This window comes from Geobacter hydrogenophilus (assembly GCF_018501225.1).
Taxonomy (GTDB): Bacteria; Desulfobacterota; Desulfuromonadia; order Geobacterales; family Geobacteraceae; genus Geobacter; species Geobacter hydrogenophilus.
Genome location: NZ_JAHCZI010000016.1, coordinates 56,975 through 75,315, shown reverse-complemented (window position 1 = coordinate 75,315; position 18,341 = coordinate 56,975). Strand labels below are relative to the sequence as shown.

The 18,341-nt window shown below is 65.6% G+C and carries 15 protein-coding genes; 5 read left to right on the top strand and 10 right to left on the bottom strand.

The window, feature by feature from the left end:
* Nucleotides 1-959, top strand: a 959-nt coding sequence (locus tag KI811_RS17360; protein ID WP_214187731.1) for an IS1380 family transposase, incomplete at its 5' end; no start/stop codon positions are given.
* A 149-nt stretch (nucleotides 960-1,108) separates the two neighbouring features.
* Here KI811_RS17360 and KI811_RS17355 read toward each other — a convergent pair.
* Nucleotides 1,109-1,483 carry a hypothetical protein gene (locus KI811_RS17355; RefSeq protein ID WP_214187730.1) on the bottom strand — a complete coding sequence of 125 codons (375 nt, stop codon included), beginning with the start codon at nucleotides 1,481-1,483 and terminating at the stop codon, nucleotides 1,109-1,111.
* A 522-nt stretch (nucleotides 1,484-2,005) separates the two neighbouring features.
* Between KI811_RS17355 and KI811_RS17350 the strand changes: the two genes are divergently transcribed.
* A complete protein-coding gene (locus tag KI811_RS17350; protein WP_281874647.1) occupies nucleotides 2,006-2,980 on the top strand; it encodes an integron integrase in 975 nt (324 codons plus the stop codon).
* A 1-nt stretch (nucleotide 2,981) separates the two neighbouring features.
* On the opposite strand, the gene KI811_RS17345 is transcribed toward KI811_RS17350, so the two are convergent.
* Genes KI811_RS17345 through KI811_RS17325 form a run of 5 tightly spaced genes read right to left on the bottom strand, consistent with a single transcriptional unit; the run spans nucleotide 2,982 to nucleotide 6,505 of the window.
* Entirely contained in the window at nucleotides 2,982-3,563 is a 582-nt protein-coding gene (locus tag KI811_RS17345) for an LOG family protein (protein WP_214187728.1), read from the bottom strand.
* Between the two features lie 4 nt (nucleotides 3,564-3,567).
* A complete protein-coding gene (locus KI811_RS17340) occupies nucleotides 3,568-4,461 on the bottom strand; it encodes an ROK family protein (RefSeq protein WP_214187727.1) in 894 nt (297 codons plus the stop codon).
* Nucleotides 4,458-5,684, bottom strand: a complete 1,227-nt coding sequence (locus tag KI811_RS17335) for an MFS transporter (protein ID WP_214187726.1) — start codon at nucleotides 5,682-5,684, stop codon at nucleotides 4,458-4,460. Before KI811_RS17335 ends, KI811_RS17340 begins: the two co-directional genes overlap by 4 nt.
* 1 nt (nucleotide 5,685) lies before the next feature.
* On the bottom strand, nucleotides 5,686-6,054 hold the full coding sequence (locus KI811_RS17330; protein WP_214187725.1) for a translation initiation factor Sui1: 369 nt from the start codon (nucleotides 6,052-6,054) through the stop codon (nucleotides 5,686-5,688).
* A 16-nt stretch (nucleotides 6,055-6,070) separates the two neighbouring features.
* Nucleotides 6,071-6,505, bottom strand: coding sequence for a PPC domain-containing DNA-binding protein (locus tag KI811_RS17325; protein WP_214187724.1), 435 nt, complete (start codon nucleotides 6,503-6,505; stop codon nucleotides 6,071-6,073).
* A gap of 166 nt (nucleotides 6,506-6,671) precedes the next feature.
* Between KI811_RS17325 and KI811_RS17320 the strand changes: the two genes are divergently transcribed.
* Together KI811_RS17320 and KI811_RS17315 are read left to right on the top strand one after the other, a co-directional pair.
* Nucleotides 6,672-8,489 (top strand): autotransporter assembly complex protein TamA, encoded by a 1,818-nt coding sequence (locus KI811_RS17320; RefSeq protein ID WP_214187723.1) that lies wholly within the window; start codon nucleotides 6,672-6,674, stop codon nucleotides 8,487-8,489.
* Nucleotides 8,486-12,625, top strand: coding sequence for a translocation/assembly module TamB domain-containing protein (locus KI811_RS17315; protein ID WP_214187722.1), 4,140 nt, complete (start codon nucleotides 8,486-8,488; stop codon nucleotides 12,623-12,625). Before KI811_RS17320 ends, KI811_RS17315 begins: the two co-directional genes overlap by 4 nt.
* A 12-nt stretch (nucleotides 12,626-12,637) precedes the next feature.
* On the opposite strand, the gene KI811_RS17310 is transcribed toward KI811_RS17315, so the two are convergent.
* Both KI811_RS17310 and KI811_RS17305 read right to left on the bottom strand, forming a co-directional pair.
* Nucleotides 12,638-14,845 carry a sensor histidine kinase gene (locus KI811_RS17310; RefSeq protein ID WP_214187721.1) on the bottom strand — a complete coding sequence of 736 codons (2,208 nt, stop codon included), beginning with the start codon at nucleotides 14,843-14,845 and terminating at the stop codon, nucleotides 12,638-12,640.
* The gene (locus tag KI811_RS17305; protein WP_343213609.1) at nucleotides 14,842-15,774 is read right to left on the bottom strand and encodes a PfkB family carbohydrate kinase; all 933 of its coding nucleotides are present in this window, start codon (nucleotides 15,772-15,774) and stop codon (nucleotides 14,842-14,844) included. Before KI811_RS17305 ends, KI811_RS17310 begins: the two co-directional genes overlap by 4 nt.
* 166 nt (nucleotides 15,775-15,940) lie before the next feature.
* On the opposite strand from KI811_RS17305, the gene KI811_RS17300 reads away from it, so the two are divergent.
* Nucleotides 15,941-16,315: a sll1863 family stress response protein gene (locus tag KI811_RS17300; RefSeq protein ID WP_214187720.1), complete on the top strand. Its 375-nt coding sequence runs from the start codon at nucleotides 15,941-15,943 to the stop codon at nucleotides 16,313-16,315.
* 6 nt (nucleotides 16,316-16,321) lie between these two features.
* Here KI811_RS17300 and KI811_RS17295 read toward each other — a convergent pair whose 3' ends face one another.
* A complete protein-coding gene (locus KI811_RS17295) occupies nucleotides 16,322-16,948 on the bottom strand; it encodes an HAD family hydrolase (protein WP_214187719.1) in 627 nt (208 codons plus the stop codon).
* A gap of 245 nt (nucleotides 16,949-17,193) precedes the next feature.
* Complete coding sequence (gene hpnI, locus KI811_RS17290; protein WP_214187718.1) at nucleotides 17,194-18,330, bottom strand: bacteriohopanetetrol glucosamine biosynthesis glycosyltransferase HpnI; 1,137 nt, start codon at nucleotides 18,328-18,330, stop codon at nucleotides 17,194-17,196.
* Nucleotides 18,331-18,341: the final 11 nt, after the last annotated feature.

Genomic DNA, 18,341 nt, shown 5'->3' with positions numbered 1-18,341 from the left:
GATTGAGAAGTTCTCTCCCAGGGAGTGGTACACTTTTCAATTCCCGTAACTGGTACACTTTTACGTTCCCATTGACAAACGGCACACAGGAAGGAGTCGGGCGGGGGTATAATCCCGGCCGGCACGGTCGGGCAAGTCATCATCCGCTGTTGGCCTTTATCGCAGAGGCCCGGTTGGTTGCCAATTTCTGGCTTCGGCCCGGCGATACTCACAGCGCAAACAACATCCTTCAGTTTCTGGAATCCACCCTTGCCCACCTGGCGGACAAAACAGTCGGTCTCCTGCGGGCCGACAGCGGATTTTTCGACAATGCCTTCATGTCGGCATTGGAGAGCAAGGGTATCAACTACATAGTCGCGGCACGGCTGACAACGCCTTTGCAGCGGGCAATCCATCAGGCCGCGAACTGGTGGGCGTTGAAGCCGGGCATCGAAATCGCTGAGATCATGTATCAGGCCCAGGGTTGGACTGCTGCTCGCCGTATCGTGGTTATACGGCAGTCAACCCAAGACGCTCCCGGCAAAGCACTGAAACTGTTTGCCGACGATCCAGCCGTTCAGGGGTGGCGCTACGGCGCCTACACAACTACACTTGATTTACCAGCCGTAGAAGTGTGGCGACTGTATCGCGGCAGAGCTGATGCCGAGAACCGGATCAAGGAACTCAAAGCCGACTTCGGACTCGACGCCTTCAACATGGGTGACTTCTGGGCCACTGAGGCGGCACTGGCAGTCGCCATGCTGGCCTACAACCTGATGAGCCTGTTCCGTCAGTCGGTCATGAGGAGCCGGGTTCAGCATACCCTGTCAACACTGCATGGCCTTGTGCTGGCAATTGGTGCCAGATGGCACGGAGGGCTCGGCAGTGACAGGCTATTGCTGTCAGTGCCCCGTCGAAAACGGGCATGGTTTGCAGGACTGTGGGCCAATGCTACGGGACCACCCGTCTTGGCAGCTTGACTAACAAAAACCGCTAATGGAAAATCCGGGATTAATTTACCTTTGAGCCAACTCGTTATTAGTAGGTTTTCCTATATAAGAAACTTGTTTCCTATATAGGATGCTTGTTTCTTATATAGGAAACCACAACGGTATCCTATATAGGAAACCTACAGCCTTTTGCTTCCATCCATGAATTCTTCTGGAATTCTCGTTTCAAGCTCAGTGCCACGAATCAATCGATAGGGCACCAGCCATAATTTCGCCTGAGGGTCCCATTTCGCTCGGGCCTTGCGGAGCTTTTCACGCAGTTCCGTTTCTCCGAACTCCACCTTCACCGGTGCAATGTCTCCATCCCTGAAGCGGAACGGTGGCTGCCACGGTTTTTCTTCTACAATGATCTCTACGGTTTTCAGACGAACTCCACGATTTTCATCGTACCTATACCGGACACAAAGCAGTGATTTGCCGTATTGCTCAACAAGTCGCCTTGTTCCCTTCTGCCCCGGTTTCAGGTGGCAGTGTGTTTTCATCTCTTTCAACATCTGATCTCCATCCGGCCATGGTTGCGGCAATTCATTCCGCAACGCATTCAGGCAAGGCAATTTGCTCGAAAATATACGGATTCTTCGCTAGGGTGTAAATTAAAATCCTCACGTAAAGGAATGGTAATGTTATCGCTTCCTCCCGAACTTATCGCACGCTTTCAATCGCATCTCTCAAGGGGCGAAATCAAGGACGGGAATTCGGTTGAGTGCCTGAAGTGGCTGAGATTTTTTTTGGATTTTTGCCATAAATACAAGGTCTCGGGTAAAGAATTCCAGTGCCTCGGACTGTTTCTGGAAAAACTGCGCGAAAAGAATCAGCCTGAAGAGCATATCCGCCGCGCCTCCCGAGCGGTATCCCTCTATTTCGAGATGAGAAGGCAAGAGCGATCTTCTTCATCGGCTGGAGCTGAATCCCGTTTGCATGAGGCTCCAGGACCGTTGCAACCCGTTCCGCAGCAGCAGGCTGGGCACGGACTACCTGCAGCGAGATTTTCTCAGTATTCCGAAGCCGGATATCAGGTGAAATCAGATTCGTCCGAGTGGGACGAAGTGCTGGAGAAACTGGCGGCAGAGATCAAGGTGCGCCACTATTCCCGCAAAACCCTGAAAACCTACGCCCTCTGGTCGCGAAAATTCCAGTGGTTTCTGAAGAACAAGTCTCCTCAAGAGCTTTCAACCACCGATGTGAAGGAGTACCTGACCTATCTGGCAGTAAAGTGCAACGTCGCAGCCTCGACCCAGAACCAGGCATTCAATTCCCTTCTCTTTCTCTTTCGCCATGCCCTCAAGAGAGAATTTGGCGATCTGCGGGATGTGCCGCGGGCGAAGAAGTCCCTGTATGTGCCGGTAGTGCTCTCCCGCGAGGAGATCGACGCCATTCTGGACCATCTGTCTCATCCGTTCAGTCTGGTGGTGAACCTGCTCTTCGGCTGCGGGTTGAGATTGTTCGAGTGCCTGCAGTTGCGGGTGCGGGATTTCAATTTCGACGCCGGCATCCTGACGGTGCACGGCAAGGGGAAAAAAGACCGGACCGTGCCGCTGCCGGAGTCGATCCTTCCTGAACTGACGGCACAGATTGAACGGGTAAAGGCTTTACACGAAAAGGATCTTGCAGCGGGATACGCGGGGGTGTTTCTCGATGACGCCGTGGAAAAGAAGTATCCCCATGCCCCGAAGGAGCTGATCCACCAGTGGTTCTTTCCCCAGCAGTTATTGACGCTGGTGGCGGAAACCGGGGAACTGAGACGCTATCATCTCCACGAGTCTCTGTTACAGGAGGCTCTGTACGTGGCTGTGCGCAGGGCGAAGATCCCCAAGCGGGTCACGGCCCACACGTTCCGGCACTCCTATGCGACCCACCTCCTGCAGGCCAATTATGACATCCGCACCATCCAGACCAAGCTGGGGCACGCCAGCCTCAAAACGACGATGATCTACACCCACTGCGTGCCGGTCCGGACGGTGAAAGAGGCGAAAAGCCCTCTGGATTTCTAGTTCAGACACCTCCCAGATCAAGCCACTTCTCCGCCACCGGGGACCGGTAGGCGCGGAAACGCTCCAGCAGCCCTTCGGGCCGCTCTTCCACGACAATCATCTCCCGAAGCTCACCCTTGACGAATCCCTCGGCCACGGCGTGATCGAGAAACGCGGTCAGCCGGTCGTAGTACCCCGCCACATTCAATAGCCCGCACGGCTTGGCGTGGATGCCGAGCTGGGCCCAGGTGACCACTTCGAAGAACTCGTCGAAGGTACCCATGCCGCCGGGAAGGGCGACGAAGCCGTCGGCCAGCTCGGCCATGAGGGCCTTTCGCTCGTGCATGGTGCCCACCACGTGGAGGGCGGAGAGCCCCGGATGGGCGATCTCTTTCGCTTCCAGGGAGCGGGGGATGACGCCGATCACCTCGCCGCCGGCCGCCAGGGCCGCGCCGGCCACGGCACCCATGAGGCCGACGCTTGCCCCGCCGTAGACGAGGCCGATCCCCTCCCGGGCCAGGAGCCGGCCCAATCCCTCGGCGGCGTCCCGGTAGGCCGGGTTCACCCCCGGGCTGGAGCCGCAGAAGACGCAGATTCGTTTCATGATGTCACCTCCCGATCCACGCGGCGCCGATGACGCCGGCCGAATCGCCCAGCAGGTTCCTGAGAATCGGCGTCCGGAGCGCGTCGTGGAATGCGTACCGGCGCACCCGTTCGACGCCAACGGTATAGAGTTCGTCGATATTGGAGAGCCCGCCGCCAATGACCACGGCATCGGGGTCGAGGATGGAGATGAGCCCCCCGAGGCAGCGGCCGAAGTCGTCCAGGAAACGGTCGAAGACGGCGGCGCAGCGGGGCTCTCCCTCCCGGGCCAGCCGGACGATCTCTTCCATGGAGAGCGCCTCGCCGTGCTCGGCAAGAAAGGCTCGCGCCACGCCGGAGCCGCTGATCTTCGTCTCCACGCACCCCCGGTTGCCGCAGTAGCAGGGGGCGCCGGCAGGGTCCACCGACACGTGCCCCCACTCGCCGGCGATCCGGTGGGGCCCCTCGCGCACCTCGCCGTCGATACATATCCCGCCGCCGCAACCGGTCCCCATGATGACGCCGAAGACGAGGCCGTACCCGCGGCCGGCCCCCATGCGGCACTCGGCCATGGTGAAGCAGTCGGCATCGTTTCGCAGCGCAACGGGGAGCCCCAGAAGGGACTCCAGGTCCTTCTGGAGCGGCCTGCCGATGAGGCAGGTGGAGTTGGCATTGCGCACGAGCCCCGTGACCGGGTCGACGGAGCCGGGAATGCCGATGCCGACGGTCCGGTGTTTCCCGTTCGGCACCTTGCCTGCCGCCTCGCGGGCCAGTTCCCCCACGGCGGAAACCACAGCTCCGTACCCAATGTCTGCCGGAGACGGAACCCGCCGCCGGAAAAGCTCCTCCCCTTCGGGGCCAAGAAGCACCGCCTCAATCTTGGTTCCCCCCAGGTCTATGCCGATGCGATAGGGGTTCATGGCGCCCCCTCTTCCACGGCGGGTCGGGGCGCAGGGTGCAGGGTCGCCGCCACCACTGCCCCGAAAAATGCCACCCCGGCAGCCAGGAGGAACGCCGGGGCGAAGGAACCTGCCCCATCGGCCATGGCTCCGGCCACGGCCGGGCCGAGCACCTGCCCCGTACCCAGGAAGAGGGTGATGAACCCCAGGGCCGCCGGCGCCAGGCGCGGGCCGAGGATGTCGCCGCAGGCGGCGGCCATGATGGCGGGAATGCTCCAGGCGGAGATGCCGAAGAGGATGGCCGAGGCGGTGAAGCCGGCAGTGGTGGGGAGGAGGGCGAAGAGGGCGAAGGAGACCGTGTGGATGAGGGAGACGATGACCAGAGCCCACTTGCGGCCGATCCGGTCCGACACCGCGCCCCAGAGGAGCCCGCAGACGAGGCTCGCCCACCCCATGGCCATGAAGAGGGCGCCGGCGGCCTCCCGGCTGTACCCCCCCTCGGCCACGAGGCGCTTCACGAAGAAGGTCACGTAGATGATGTAGGAGAAGCCGAAGGCGATGTAGACGAGCCCCAGGTGCCAGACGGCCCCGGAGCGGTAGACGAGCCCCCAGGGGAGGCCGGCGGAGGGCGCCGGGGACGGCGCGCCGTAGGCGGTTCCAAGGTCCACCCCTTCGGCCCGATGAGCGTTGCGGATGACCGCAACGCAGAGGAGAGCCACCAGGAACGTCGTCGCCCCGAAAACGTACCAGGAAACCCGCCACCCCGTTGCCCCGAAGGAGGCAATGAGCCGCGGCACCAGGGGCCCGGTGGTGATGAGGGCCAGGGACGACCCGGTGACCGCGATGCCGGAGGCGAGCCCCCGGCGATGGGGCGGGAACCAGGCGGCCCACATCCCCATGACCGCCACGTTGGCGGCGCCGCTCCCCAGGCCGGTCACGCAGCGCCAGAGGGCGGCCGTGCCGAATCCGTCGGCCGTGCCGGTGAGGCACATGCCGCCGCCGGCCACGGCAAGCCCCAGGGCGATGACGGCCCGGGGCCCGAAGTGGGCCGCCAGCGCTCCCCCCACGGCTGAGAGGGCCAGATAGCCGGCCAGGTTGGCCGTGGCCAGCATGCCGGCCCCCGTATTGTCGAGGGAGAGCCCCGCCTGCATGGCCGGCAGCACCACCGAGTAGCCGAACCGCGCCAGCCCCAGCGCCCCGAAGACCGCCAGGGTCCCCGCCGCGAGAACGATCCAGCGCTGCATTCTACCCCCCTGCCCGCTTCACGGTGTAGCCCCGCTTGGTCAGCTCCGCCACCAGGAGATCGGCGTGGTCCCCCTGGATCTCGATGTTCCCGTCCTTCACCGTGCCGCCGGTGCCGCAGCGGCGCTTGAGCTCGCCGGCCAGGGCCGCGATGCCGTCGCTCCCCAAGGGAACGCCGGTGATCACCGTCACGGTCTTGCCGCCGCGCCCCTTGGACTCGCGCCGGACCCGGACAATGCCGTCGCCCGCCGGGCTCTTCTGCTGTTTCTTACAGACGCATCCCGCCGCCGGCTTGCCGCAGCCGGGGCAGACCCTGCCGTGCTCCGACGACCAGACCAGGGGAGCGTCGGAAAAACCCTCTCGCTTTTTCATGATCCCTCCATCAGCATCACACTTTCAGCAGCACCATCCCCGAGGCGGGGTCCAGTTCCCGGATGGCGGTCACTCCCCTGATCTCGGTGATGACCGCTTCAAGGACCAGAAACACCTCGGAGGCCTCCCGCAGGCAGCCGACCCGCACGGCATCCCCCTTGCCGTAGGCGCCATGGAAGTGGACCTTGGGCCGGTCCCCCTCCCAGAAGATGGTGCCGAACCCCACCGCCTCGTGGCTTTCCTCAAGCCGGCGCCAGACCGGCACCGGCGGCAGTTCCTCGGCCTCCGGCCCCACCACGTAGCGCCCCCCCTTGAGGGCCCCCACGAGATGGAAGGCGGCGGCGCGCAGCCCCTCGCGGCGGGCGATTTCCTCCAGCCCGGCCAGGACATCCTCGCCGTGATCGAACCGGGCCACCACGATGCGTCCCGGCGTTCCTGTCTGATAGTTCATGGGATATCTCTCCTTCCTCCATGCGTTGCCCAGACCATGAACGGGACGACAGCCGTTGTCAAGAGCCGTGTCGCTCCCGTTACCCGCGGGTGGATGCAGGGATTGCCATTAGCCCCGTCAGCCGGTACACTTGTGACCGGAAACCACCACCCGGAACAGGACACACATGGCCATCCCAGCGCCTCTCCCCATACCAACCACCCGCTTCCGGAATATTCTCTTCTTCGTCCGGGCAGGGTTAGCGCCTGCCGTGTTCCTCTGGATCCTGCTCGGCGGCGCTCTCCTCCTCCGCGCCGCGGAACCGGTGGAGACGGTGGTGGAAGGGGTGGAGGGAGAGGCCCTGGAAAACGTGAAGAAGTCCCTTGCCCTTCCCTACGGCCTCGTGCGGGACGGGAAAGTGGACACCCAGTGGCTGGAGCGTTTCGCGGGCCAGGCCCAGGAGCGGGTCCGATCGGCCCTGGAGCCCTTCGGCTACTACCGGGCGCGGATCACCACCTCTCTGGTGGAAACCCCGGAGGGGAACTACCGCCTCAAGGCCGACATCGACCCCGGCCCCCCGGTTATCGTCTCCAGCGTTCAGGTGACCCTGGCCGGCGCGGGGAGCGCCAACAAGACCCTGACAGGGCTGGCCGGCCAATTCCCCCTCCACACCGGCGATCTCCTCGTCCAGCCCAACTACGAGGAGGCCAAGGGGGTCCTTCGGTCCAAGGCCCTGGCCCTCGGCTACCTGGATGCCGCATTCTCGACCCACGAGATCCGCATCTCCCCCGACCGGACCAAGGCCGACATCCGGCTCGTCCTCGACACGGGCACCCTCTACCGCTTCGGCGAGGTGACCATCACCGGGGCACCTGGCTATCCCGACGAATTTCTCCGGCGCTACGTCACCATCAAGCAGGGCCGCCCCTTCTCCTATGCCAGGCTGGGCGAAACCCAGCTCAACTTCACCAATACCGAGCGCTTCGCCGAGGTGATCGTCACCCCCGACCGGGAACACGCCCACGACCACCAGGTTCCCGTGACCATCACCCTCAAGCCCGGCCACACCCAGCGGCTGCAGCCGGGGATCGGCTACGGCACCGACACCGGGGCACGGGGCTCCCTCACCTATCGTCACCTGAACGTCCTGGGCCTGGGGCACGAGTTCCAGTCCCAGCTCTATCTCTCGGAGCGCCTCCAGGGGATCGCCGCCAACTATGTCATCCCGTCGCCCCGAGACACCCGGACCTTCTCCGCGCTGCAGCTCAACCTGCAGAAGGAGGATGTGAGCGCCTACGTCAGCCGTCTTGCGGCCCTGGAAGGGAGCGTGAACCGGAGCATGGGGCGGGGGAAACTCGGCACCCTCTTCCTGAGGGTCCACCAGGAGGGCTTCACCATTGCCGGCGAGGACTCCAGCTCCCTCCTGGTCCTCCCGGGGATCCGCTACTCCGAGCACCGCTTCGACAACCTGGTCCGCCCCACCAAGGGGTATCGTTTCATGGTCGAAGGGAGCGGCACCCACCAGCTCCTCGGCTCCGACACGGGGCTCATCCAGGTGCGGGCCGAGGGAAGCGCCATCGTCCCGCTCCCCTGGCGCCTCTCCCTCCTCAGCCGGGTCGCCGGCGGCCTCACCTTCCTCAACGACCCCCTGGCCGACCTGCCGGCGTCGCTGCGGTTCTTCGCCGGCGGCGACCGGAGCGTGCGGGGCTACTCCTACAAATCCCTGGGGCCCCGGAACGCTTCAGGGGAGGTGACCGGGGGACGGAACCTCCTTGAAGGGAGCATCGAGCTCCAGCGTGCCCTCTTCACCAACTGGGGAGTTTCCCTCTTCTACGACGCGGGGAACGCCTTCAACGACCTGGCCAACATCCGCCTCTACCAGGGTGCGGGGTTCGGCATCCACTACTACACCCTCGTTGGCGCCATCAACCTCTACGTGGCAAGGCAGATCGGCGTCGACAGCCCGGCCTTCCGCATCCACCTGACCATAGGGTTCGAGCTGTGAAACGGGCCATCGCCTACCTTTTTCTTGTCCTGATCCTGGGAGCCCTCCTGGCCGGGGCCATCGCGACCCGCTGGCTTATGGGGACTCCGGAGGGTGCACGCTGGCTCTTGGCTGCCGCCTCCCGCCTCACCCCCCTGACGATCACGGCTCGGACGGTGGAAGGAGAGGCGGGGCGCGACCTGCGCCTCGGCGGGGTGCGCGTGGCGTGGCCCAAGGGGTATCTGGAGGCGGAGCGGCTCCGGTTCCGCTGGCATCCCATCCTCCTCCTCACCGGCACCGTGGCGGTGAGGGGACTTTCCCTGGAGGGGGTCATGATCCAGGACAACGCCCCCCCAAGCACCACGGCGCCGGACCTCACCTGGCCCGCCGTCACCGGCGTGGCGGCCCGCCTCGACGGCTTCGTGGACGAGTTGGGGATCGCGGGACTCCGCTACCGGCGCGGGACCGGCCCGATGCAGGACCTGGGGAGTCTCTCCGCGCGCGTCACCTGGAACGACCGGATCCTTACCGTCGGCAGGCTCTCCGTCAAGAACCCCGCCGGCGCCATAACCGGCCAAGTGGTGGCGGGCTTCGAGCGGCCGGCCCTCCGGGCCGATCTTGCCGCTGCCACGGCTGATGCGATTGCCGGATACCGCCGCTTCACCCTGGCGACGCGGCTCACGCCGGCACGCGCCCCGGAGCAGATGGCGGGTCCCCTTTCCCTTACCGCCGCAGGGGAGGCGAAACGCTCCGCAACCCTGGCTGGAGAGGTGGGGATGACCCGCTCCGGCTTTACCCTCCACGCTCTCCGCCTCGCCGAAGCGGGAAGACGCGGCACCGTCACTACCGATGGGTCCGTAACCCTCACGGCCAGAGACCCGGTGGCGGATCTGCGGGCCAGACTCGAATCCCTCGACCTGGCCCCGGAAGTGGGAACCGCCACGAATCTCTCCGGCACCGTGGCCCTTGCCGGGACCTGGCGGGAGTACCGGGGGCGCGTCGATCTGGCCAATGCCGGCAAGGCCTGGCGGGCCGCACGGCTGGCCGCAGCCGTGAAGGGGACCGACCGGGGAATGGCGCTCTCCTCCCTGGCCGGGAACCTCCTGGGGGGAACGGTGAGCGGGACACTGAACCTCGGGTGGAGCAAGGGGTTCGCCCTTGCCGGCTCCCTGCGGGGGCGAGGCCTCGATCCGGCGCGGATCACCCCCGGCTGGAACGGTGCCGTGAACCTGGACCTGGCAGGGGGCGCCCGCTGGGCCGGCACCCCCCTCCCCACGGGAACGGTGAACCTCACCCTGCGGGAGAGCCGCCTGCGGGGACAGCCCCTCACCGGCGCCCTGGATGCCCGCTCCGACGGCAGCGACCTGGAGATCAGGCAGCTTGCCCTCCACGGCAGGGGGTTTGACCTGGATGCCCAGGGGGCGCTCAGGGAACGGATCAGCTTCACGGCCGATATCACCGACCTGGGGGGGCTTGTCCCCGACACCCGGGGACGCCTGGCCCTCGAAGGGTGGACCCGCTACCGCAACGGCCGGCTGGGGGGGAGCATCACGGGGACGGGAAAAGACCTGGGCACCGGCACCACAACCATTACCTCCGCTGAGTTCTCGGCAAGCCTTGCCGATGACGCAGCGGGGGCCCTCGCCGCCCGCGTCCGCCTGACAGGGGTCAATGCCGGGACGTTCCGGGCCGACACCGCCACCATTGCCGCAGCAGGCACCCTCCCCCGTCACACCATCGACGGGGAGCTGCGCTCCGGCGAGTACTCCGCCGCCGCAACCCTTGCCGGCGGCTATGCCGACGGGAGCTGGCGCGGCCGGATCACCCGCCTCGCGGCCCGGGACCCGGCAGGGCCGTTGCGCCTCACGGCCCCGGCAGACCTGGCCGTCACCCCCGACGCCATCACCCTCTCTCCCCTCGTTCTTGCGGGCACCGGGGGCGAACGGCTGGAACTGGCCGCGGATCTGGGCCGCAAAACGCTCCTGGGGACCATCAGGGGGAGCTGGCAGGAGCTGGACCTGGCCCACGCCGCCCCCTGGCTTCCCCGTGAGTCCCATCTTGCGGGACGCCTTTCGGGGAACGCCACGGCCCACCTTCTGCCGGATGCCCGCATGGACCTTGCGGCGCGCGGGAGCCTCGCCGCCGGCGCCTTCCGATGGGCCGGAACCGACGGGGGAATAACCGCCTCCGGCGCCAAGGCGGAGTTCTCCCTCTCCCGGCGGGGTGGGCTCGGGGCAGGCGCCCGTCCCCGACCCGATGACCGGCTGACATTCACCGGCAACGCTGCGGCCCAGGCTGCGGTTACGGCAGGGGGACAGGAGATTGCCATCCCGAAACTGGCCCTCGCCCTCCAGGGGGGGCCGGAGGGGATGGAGACGCGGCTCGATCTGGAGAGCGCCGACGGCGGGACGCTGCAGGCCCGCTTCTCCTCCCGGGGGGCGGCCCGCTTCGCCGTGCCCGAACGGGGAGAGTTCACCGCCACGTGGAAGGGGCTCGATCTGGCCCTGGCCCGGCCCTGGCTCCCGAAGCCGGTGGCCATCTCGGGCCGCCTCGCCGGCGAGGCGACGGGAAGCATCCTCCCCGGCTCCCGCATCGAGGCACGGGGCACGGCGGCTGTCAGCCAGGGGACAGTCCGCTGGAACGACGGGGTGCGGGAGTACACGGCCCACCTGCGGCAGGCCGACACCTCCTGGGGGTGGCGCGACACGGCCCTGGCGGGGAATCTCTCCCTGACCCTCGCCGAATACGGGGAGGCCAAAGGGACCTTCCGGCTCCCCCTGGTCGCCCGGATCCCGGCCACCCTCGATCCCCAGGGGCCGGTCCAGGCCACCCTCACCGGTGAACTCCGGGAACGGGGCGTTCTCGCCCTCCTCTTCCCGGGGGTGGTTCAGGAGAGCCACGGCACGCTCCGGCTCGATCTCGGCGTCGACGGCACGTGGCAGGCACCGCGTCTCGGCGGCACCTTTGCCCTGGCCGATGCCGGCGCCTACCTCCCCCCGGCGGGGATCCGCCTCGATGGGGTCGCCCTGAACGGCCGCCTTGCCGGCAACGAGATCACCATCGAATCCCTCAGGGCCACGTCGGGTCCCGGCACCCTCACCGCCACCGCCGTGATCGGGCTCGACCAGTGGCGCGTTGCCGGCTACCGGGGGACCGTGACCGGCGAGCGGTTCCAGACGGTCAACCTCCCCGAGCTTCAGATGCTCGCCACCCCCAAGCTCACCTTCGAGGGGACTCCCGCCAAGGTGGCGGTCCGGGGCCAGATCAACGTCCCCGAGCTCCTCGTCACCGCGGCGGGAACCGGCGGCCCCGTCAAGGCGAGTCCCGACGTGATCCTGGAGGGAGCCCCCCCCCGCGAGGAGGCGGAGTTTCCCCTGGCCCTCGACATCCGGGTCGGGGTGACCCTCGGCGACCGGGTGTTTGTCAAGACGGAAGGGATCGACGCCCAGCTCGGGGGGAGCGTGGACCTGGCGATCCTTGGCCCCGACAGGGTAACGAGCACCGGCGCCATCCGGGTGATCAAGGGGCACTACAGCACCTACGGGGTGAAGCTGGAGATCGTGCGGGGGAGGGTCTACTACGCCGGGGGGCCCATAAACCGGCCAACCCTCGACTTCCTGGCGTTGCGCACCGAGGGGGACGTGAAGGCGGGGGTCACGGTGACCGGTACAGCGGATCAGCCGGTGGTCAAGCTCTACTCGGAGCCCTCCATGCCCGACACGGAGATCCTCTCCTACATCGTCCTGGGGCGCCCCCTGAGCGGAAGCGAGGGGGAGACCGGTCTCCTGATGCAGGCGGCGGGGGCGCTTCTGTCCGCGGGGCAGTCGGTCTCCCTGCAGGACCAGTTCAAGCAGCGGCTGGGGATTGACGTGCTCGACGTCGCGGCGGCCAAGGGGACATCCTACGGAGGGTATCGGAAGATTGCCGTCGCCCCCGGCGGAGCGGCGTCGGCGGCGTCAACGGCGAGTATCGGCGAGACCATGGTCACAGTGGGGAAATATCTGACTCCCGATCTCTTCCTGAGCTACGGGAGGTCGCTCTTCAGCGAGCGGAACCAGGTGGTCCTCCGCTACCGGCTGATGAAACGGCTGGAGATCGAAACCCAGGCCGGCACCGAGCTGGGGGCGGACATCACCTACCGGATCGACTTCGACTAACGGCATAAGGCTTCAAATGCTTGTCTCATCATGAACGGTAAAGAAGAACGTCGCCCCCCTGCCCGGTTCGCTCTCGGCCCAGACCCGGCCCCCGTGCCGCTCGATGATCCGCTGGACCGTGGCCAGGCCGATGCCGGTCCCCTCGAATCCCTCGGCCGCGTGGAGGCGATGGAAGGGGAGGAAGAGCTTGTCCGCGTACTGCATGTCAAACCCCACCCCGTTGTCCCTCACGAAGAAGACCGGTTCCTCCCCGTCGGTGCGGGAGCCCACCTCGATCCGGGCAGCGGGATTGCGGGAGCTGAACTTCCACGCGTTGTGGATGATGTTTGCCAGGGCCGCCCCCAGCAGGGACGGATCGCCCGTGGCCCGGAGTCCCGGCGCGATGGCGAACTCCACCTTCCGGTCGGGGTGGCTCCGGGCGAGGTCGTCGGCGATCTCCCCTGCCAGGGTGGTCAGATCCACCGGAACCCGGCTCAGTTCGTCCCGGTTGACCCGGGAGAGCTCCAGCAGGTCGTCGATCAGCTCCCCCATGCGGTTGGCGGCGCCGCCAATCCGCTGGAGACACTCCTGTCCCTCTTCGTCAAGGCGGTCGGCGTAATCCTGCTGAAGAATGGAGCTGAACCCGTGGATTCCCCTGAGGGGGGTGCGGAGGTCGTGGGACACCGTGTAGCAAAAGGTTTCCATCTCCCGCAGGGATTGCTCCAGTTCCTCGGTCCGCTCCCTGACCCGCTGCTCAAGCTGGGCATTGAGGATCCGGATCTGTTGCTCCGCCCGTTTCCGCTCGGTGATGTCCCTCACCAGCTCGATGCCGGCAACAATCTCGCCAGTGGCATCACGCAACGGCGACGCGGAGATTGCCACGTACTCCGCGTCCCCCCCCGAAGTGTTCGGGTTTTCCCGCATGTGAACCTTGCCGTCGGCGAAGCATTGGGCCACGGGGCAGTCATCGCAGACATGGTCGTTACGACGGTAGGCCTCGTAGCAGAATTTACCCACATGGTTGCCGCCGGTAATCTTCCGGTGTCCCTCGTTCTGGTACAGTATGCGGAAGTTCCGGTCCTGGATGCTGATCCCCTCACCAAGGGCGGCAATGATGGCATCGGACTTCTCCCGCTCGTCCTCCGCCCGTGTAACGGCTGCCCGCAGCGACTCCTGTTTTTCCCTGAGGGCGCCCATCATGGTATTGAAGGCGGTGGCAAGGGTGCCGATCTCGTCGTTTGACTCCACCGGCACCTCGCCCTCGGGCTCCGTGGTCATGGACTTGATATGGCCGGTCAGGCGGGAGAGGGGCGAAATCAGCCGCTGCATGGCATACCAGCTTACCAGGAGCATCAGGACGAGCCCCAGCACCATGGCGCTTACAAAATACGCCCGCGCCCGGTAGAGGGACGCGTAGGCCTCATCGAGGGGATAGACGGTCCCCAGAATCCAGTTGACGGAGCGAAGGTGCTTGTAGGAGGCAAGGACCTGAATCCCTCTGGCGTTCACCGTTTCGCCGCTCCCGTCGAATCCGGCCATGGCCCGGTCGAAGAGCGGGTTGAGCCCTACCGGAACCGGCGTCATGATGCGCGACCTGTCCGGGTGTATGAGCCGTGTCCGGTTCCCGTCGATCACTACCGCATAGCCGCTCTTGCCGATGGTCAGTCGGCCCAGGTCCGTCAGGAAATTCTCCCCCAGCAGATCCACATGGCCTGCCAGGATGGCAATCATCCGCCCCTTGGCGTCGAAAAGGGGAAACGTCAGCATGACCGCCGGATGGCCCGGGGCATAGGTGGAAACGAACGGGGCGCTGATTTGGGGTTTTCCGGTGGCAACGGTCTTTTTGAAATAGTCCCGGTAGGAATAGTCCCGGCCCCGGATTTCGGGCTTCCGGGGGCTTTCGATGAGGAGCTTCCCCTCGGGGGAAAAAATGACAAGGGCGTCGAAGAGGAGATGGAGGGTGGTCTTGATGTCGAGGGCCTCCTGGAGCGCCTCCTCATTCCGAAGCACATCCTCCGTCAGCTTGGGGGCAAAGGCCTGAAGGGATTTCTGGGCAAAGAGGAGTTTGCTGTCCAGGTCATTGGAGAGGGACGAGAGGAGCGCCTCCTGGTGGGTGGATATGGCTTCCTTGAATTTCTGCTGGAAGTAGGTGAAGGCGAAAAATCCGGTCACCGAGCCGAAACAGAGGAACAGGAGGGCGACGCCAACCGCCATGCGGGTCTTGAGACTGAGCTGCGTCATGGACTTACCTCTGCCGCCGTGCGCGGCGGCACCGTTACATTCCGCCGCGCCAGGAAGCCCGACACGTCGGGGAGACGGGGTATCCCCTGCTGGGCCCCCACCTGACGGCACTTCATGGCGGCCAGGGCCGAGGCGAAGACGACCGTCTCCCGTACACTCCACCCCTGGAGGATACCGTAGCCGTAGCCGCCATGGAAGACGTCGCCGGCACCGGTGGTATCGACCGCATCCACCGTGAAGGCGGGGACGTGAAGCGGCTCATCTCCGCTCCAGGTGAGGCTTCCCGCCGCGCCAAGGGTCACGGTGACCACCGGCGCGCCGAGGCCGGCCGCCAGCCCCCTGAAATGCCCCGGCGTGCGATCCCACCCCAGGTCCAGGAAAAACTGCTCGGCGGCCACCACGTAATCGCACTGCCGGGCGATGTCGAGCATGCCGGGGCGCATCCGCCCCGCATCAACCATGACCGGAATGCCGAGGCTCCGCGCCCTTCCGGCGGCGTGGAGCGACGCGTCGGCCATGAGCCCGTCCAGGAGCAGGAGGGAGCTGCCGACCAGGAAGGCATCGGGCACCTCCCGGGGATCGAGGGGGTCGCCAGTGGGGCGCCGCCAGACGATGGTCCGGCGGCCGCTCCCCCGTTCGATCATGATGAACGCCCGCTGGGATGCTCCCCCGCGCCTCGTGGCCAGGAACGCCCCGTCCACCCCCTCGGACTCAAGGGCCTGCCGGATCCGGCTGCCGGCGTCGTCATCCCCCACCACCCCGGCGAAGCGGCAGGGAATCCCGAGCCGCGCCAGGGCCACCAGCGCCGTGGCCGTGGGCCCGCCGGCCTGCTCCTCCCAGACCGCGGCCTCGGCCTTGCTGTCGGGGGAGGGATAGGAATCGACCACCGCAAGGGTATCCCAGCAGCACTGCCCCAAACCTGTCACCACAATCGCACGCCCCCCGTTACGGCCAGTTCCCCTGTTCTTCCATTATCCCCAGTAATTAGCATCAGTTAGTAAAACATCATTTGCATGGCGGCACCCTTGGCTTTACTATTGATGGATGCAACCGGCACGGAGTGTCGGGATTCATCCCGGAGCAAAGGAGTGCACCATGAAATCGCTTATTGCGGCAACCGCAGCCCTTGTGGCCCTTTCCGTCCTTTACCCCCCCACAGTACCAGCCAGCGCAGAACAACCCGCCCAGCAGGAGAAGAACGGCGGCGACATGGAACGCAATGCCTCGGAAATCGGCCGAAAGATCGACGAACTCGATGCAAAGATGAAGCAGGCTACGGACGAGACCAAAGCAGCCTTCGCCCGGGAGATGGCCGATCTGCGCAAGCAGCAGGACGCCCTCCGCGAAAAGATGAAGGAGATGAAGGGGGCCAGCGGCAAAGCATGGAAAGAGATGAAAGCCGGAACGGATAAGGCCCTCCATGAATTGCAGAAGTCATACGACCGGGCCCGGGAGCGGTTCAGGGAGTAACTCCTTTCATGTCCCGAGCAGCTCGACCAGTTCATCGAGGCTCTCCACGGCGATGTCGGTCAGTTCCGGCCAGCGAAAGCTCCCGCTCCGGTCAACGTGGACGGTGGCGGCGCCGGATGCCCGGCCGCTCTGGAGATCGAAGAGGTAGTCCCCCACCATCACCATGGACCTCCCCGTGGCTCCCCACCGGGTGGAGAGGATGGCGAGGCCGTGGGGATCAGGCTTCGGCTGGGCATCGTGGCGTCCCAGGACATCGTCCGGCGCGAAGCGTCCCCCGACGCCGATGGCCTCCAGCACCCGCAGGGCAATCTCCCGGGTGTTGCGGGTCACGATCCCGAGGCTCTTCCCCCGGCGGTGGAGCGCCTCCACGAGGCGCACCGCCCCTGTCGCCGGCTCGGCCCGGGCTGCCAGACATTCCTCGATCGCGTCGAGCCGCTGGTGAAGGCGCCGCGCCTCCTCCTCGGGAAGCGAATCGATATGTCCCAGGATATCGGTCCCGTCCGGGATGCCGAGGTCGGCCCGGATGGCCGCGAAGTCATGGACCGGCACGGTCAGGGTGCCATCGAGGTCAAATACCCAGTGGGGCCGTGCCATGATCTCGGCAATACTGGCCATGGACGTGCGGTGCTCCATCGTTTCTCCTTGTTGCGCCGCCTTGCGCCGTATTCGTCCATACTACCAAACCACGGCGCAAAAAAAGAAGTTAAACGCACATAATTATACTAGGTATAATTTTTAAGCACAATCTGTGCCGTCAGGGAGCTGTGCCGTTCAAGGGAAAGGTCGCCGTCGTCACCGGCGGCGCCCAGGGGATCGGAAAGGGAATTGTTAGGGAACTGAGGGGATGACCCGGAAGATAATCTACTGTGTAGACGGGATCAGATCTCTACGATCTTGCCGCCGGGAAGAAGCCTGAACAGGCTTCCCCGCCAGCGGACACGGTTTCCCGCGAAGGAGAGGGCCCACGTGGCGAAGGCGAGGAAGTCCCGCAGGGGAAGGAGCCAGAGCCAGCGGGGAAAGATGCCGTCCTTCACGTAACAGCGGCTGAAAGCAATGGCCACGGCGGCACGAACCAGGTAGAGGAGGAGGACGGCTCCCCAGCCGGCAGCGGAAAATCCGGAAAGGACCAGTGCCAGGCACGCCAGGGGAAAGGACTGGGTGATGCCGGAGCCGAGATAGCCGCCAGGGCGCGAGACCCGCATGGTGCGCGACCAGCGGAGCTGGCGGGAAAGGACCGTGACCAGGTCCTCCCGGTGCATGACGCTCTCCACGAAGCAGTCGGAGAGCTCCAGCCGCCACCCTGCCTTGTGGACTTTGTTGCCGAGCTGGTAGTCGTCGGCCAGGTAATCGGCCAGGGCGGGAAAGCCGCCGATTGCCTCCAGGGCTTGCCGGCACACCGCCATGGAGGCCCCCAGGGCAAAGGAGAGCCCTTCCAGCTTCATGGCTACCATGACGTTGGGAATCATCTCCACGGTAAAACCCATGGCCTCCACGGCCGTGGCGGCGCCCCGCACGCCGGGGCTGCGGTAGAGAGAGGTCACGAGCCCCACCTGTTGGTCGGCGAAGGGGGCTGCCACCTCCCGGAGGTAGTCGGGGGAGACCCGGATGTCGCTGTCGCAGACGATGAGGAGATCGTGCTTAGCCTTGGGGCAGGCGTTGATCAGGTTCGAGACCTTGTGGTTGGGCCCGTGGAGAGTGGCATCCACCACCAGCTCCATGTCGATGGAGGGAAACTCCCCCATGAGCCGCTTGATGACGGGAATCACCGGGTCGGCGGGGTCGGCGACGGCAAAGACGATCTGCCACGGGGCAGGGTACTCCTGGCGGCAGAAGGAAGCGAAGTTGTCGAAGCTCCCGGCGTCCATCCCCTTTACCGGCTTGAGGATCGAGATGGGGGGCGTGTGCCCCGGCGCGGGACGCCGGCGGCCAAAGTACGACCGGGCGCAGCCGAGGGCAATGACGCCGTAGGCAAGGGGGGGGAGGATGCAGAGAAACGGGAGCACCGTGGTGAGCATAATGCCGAAAA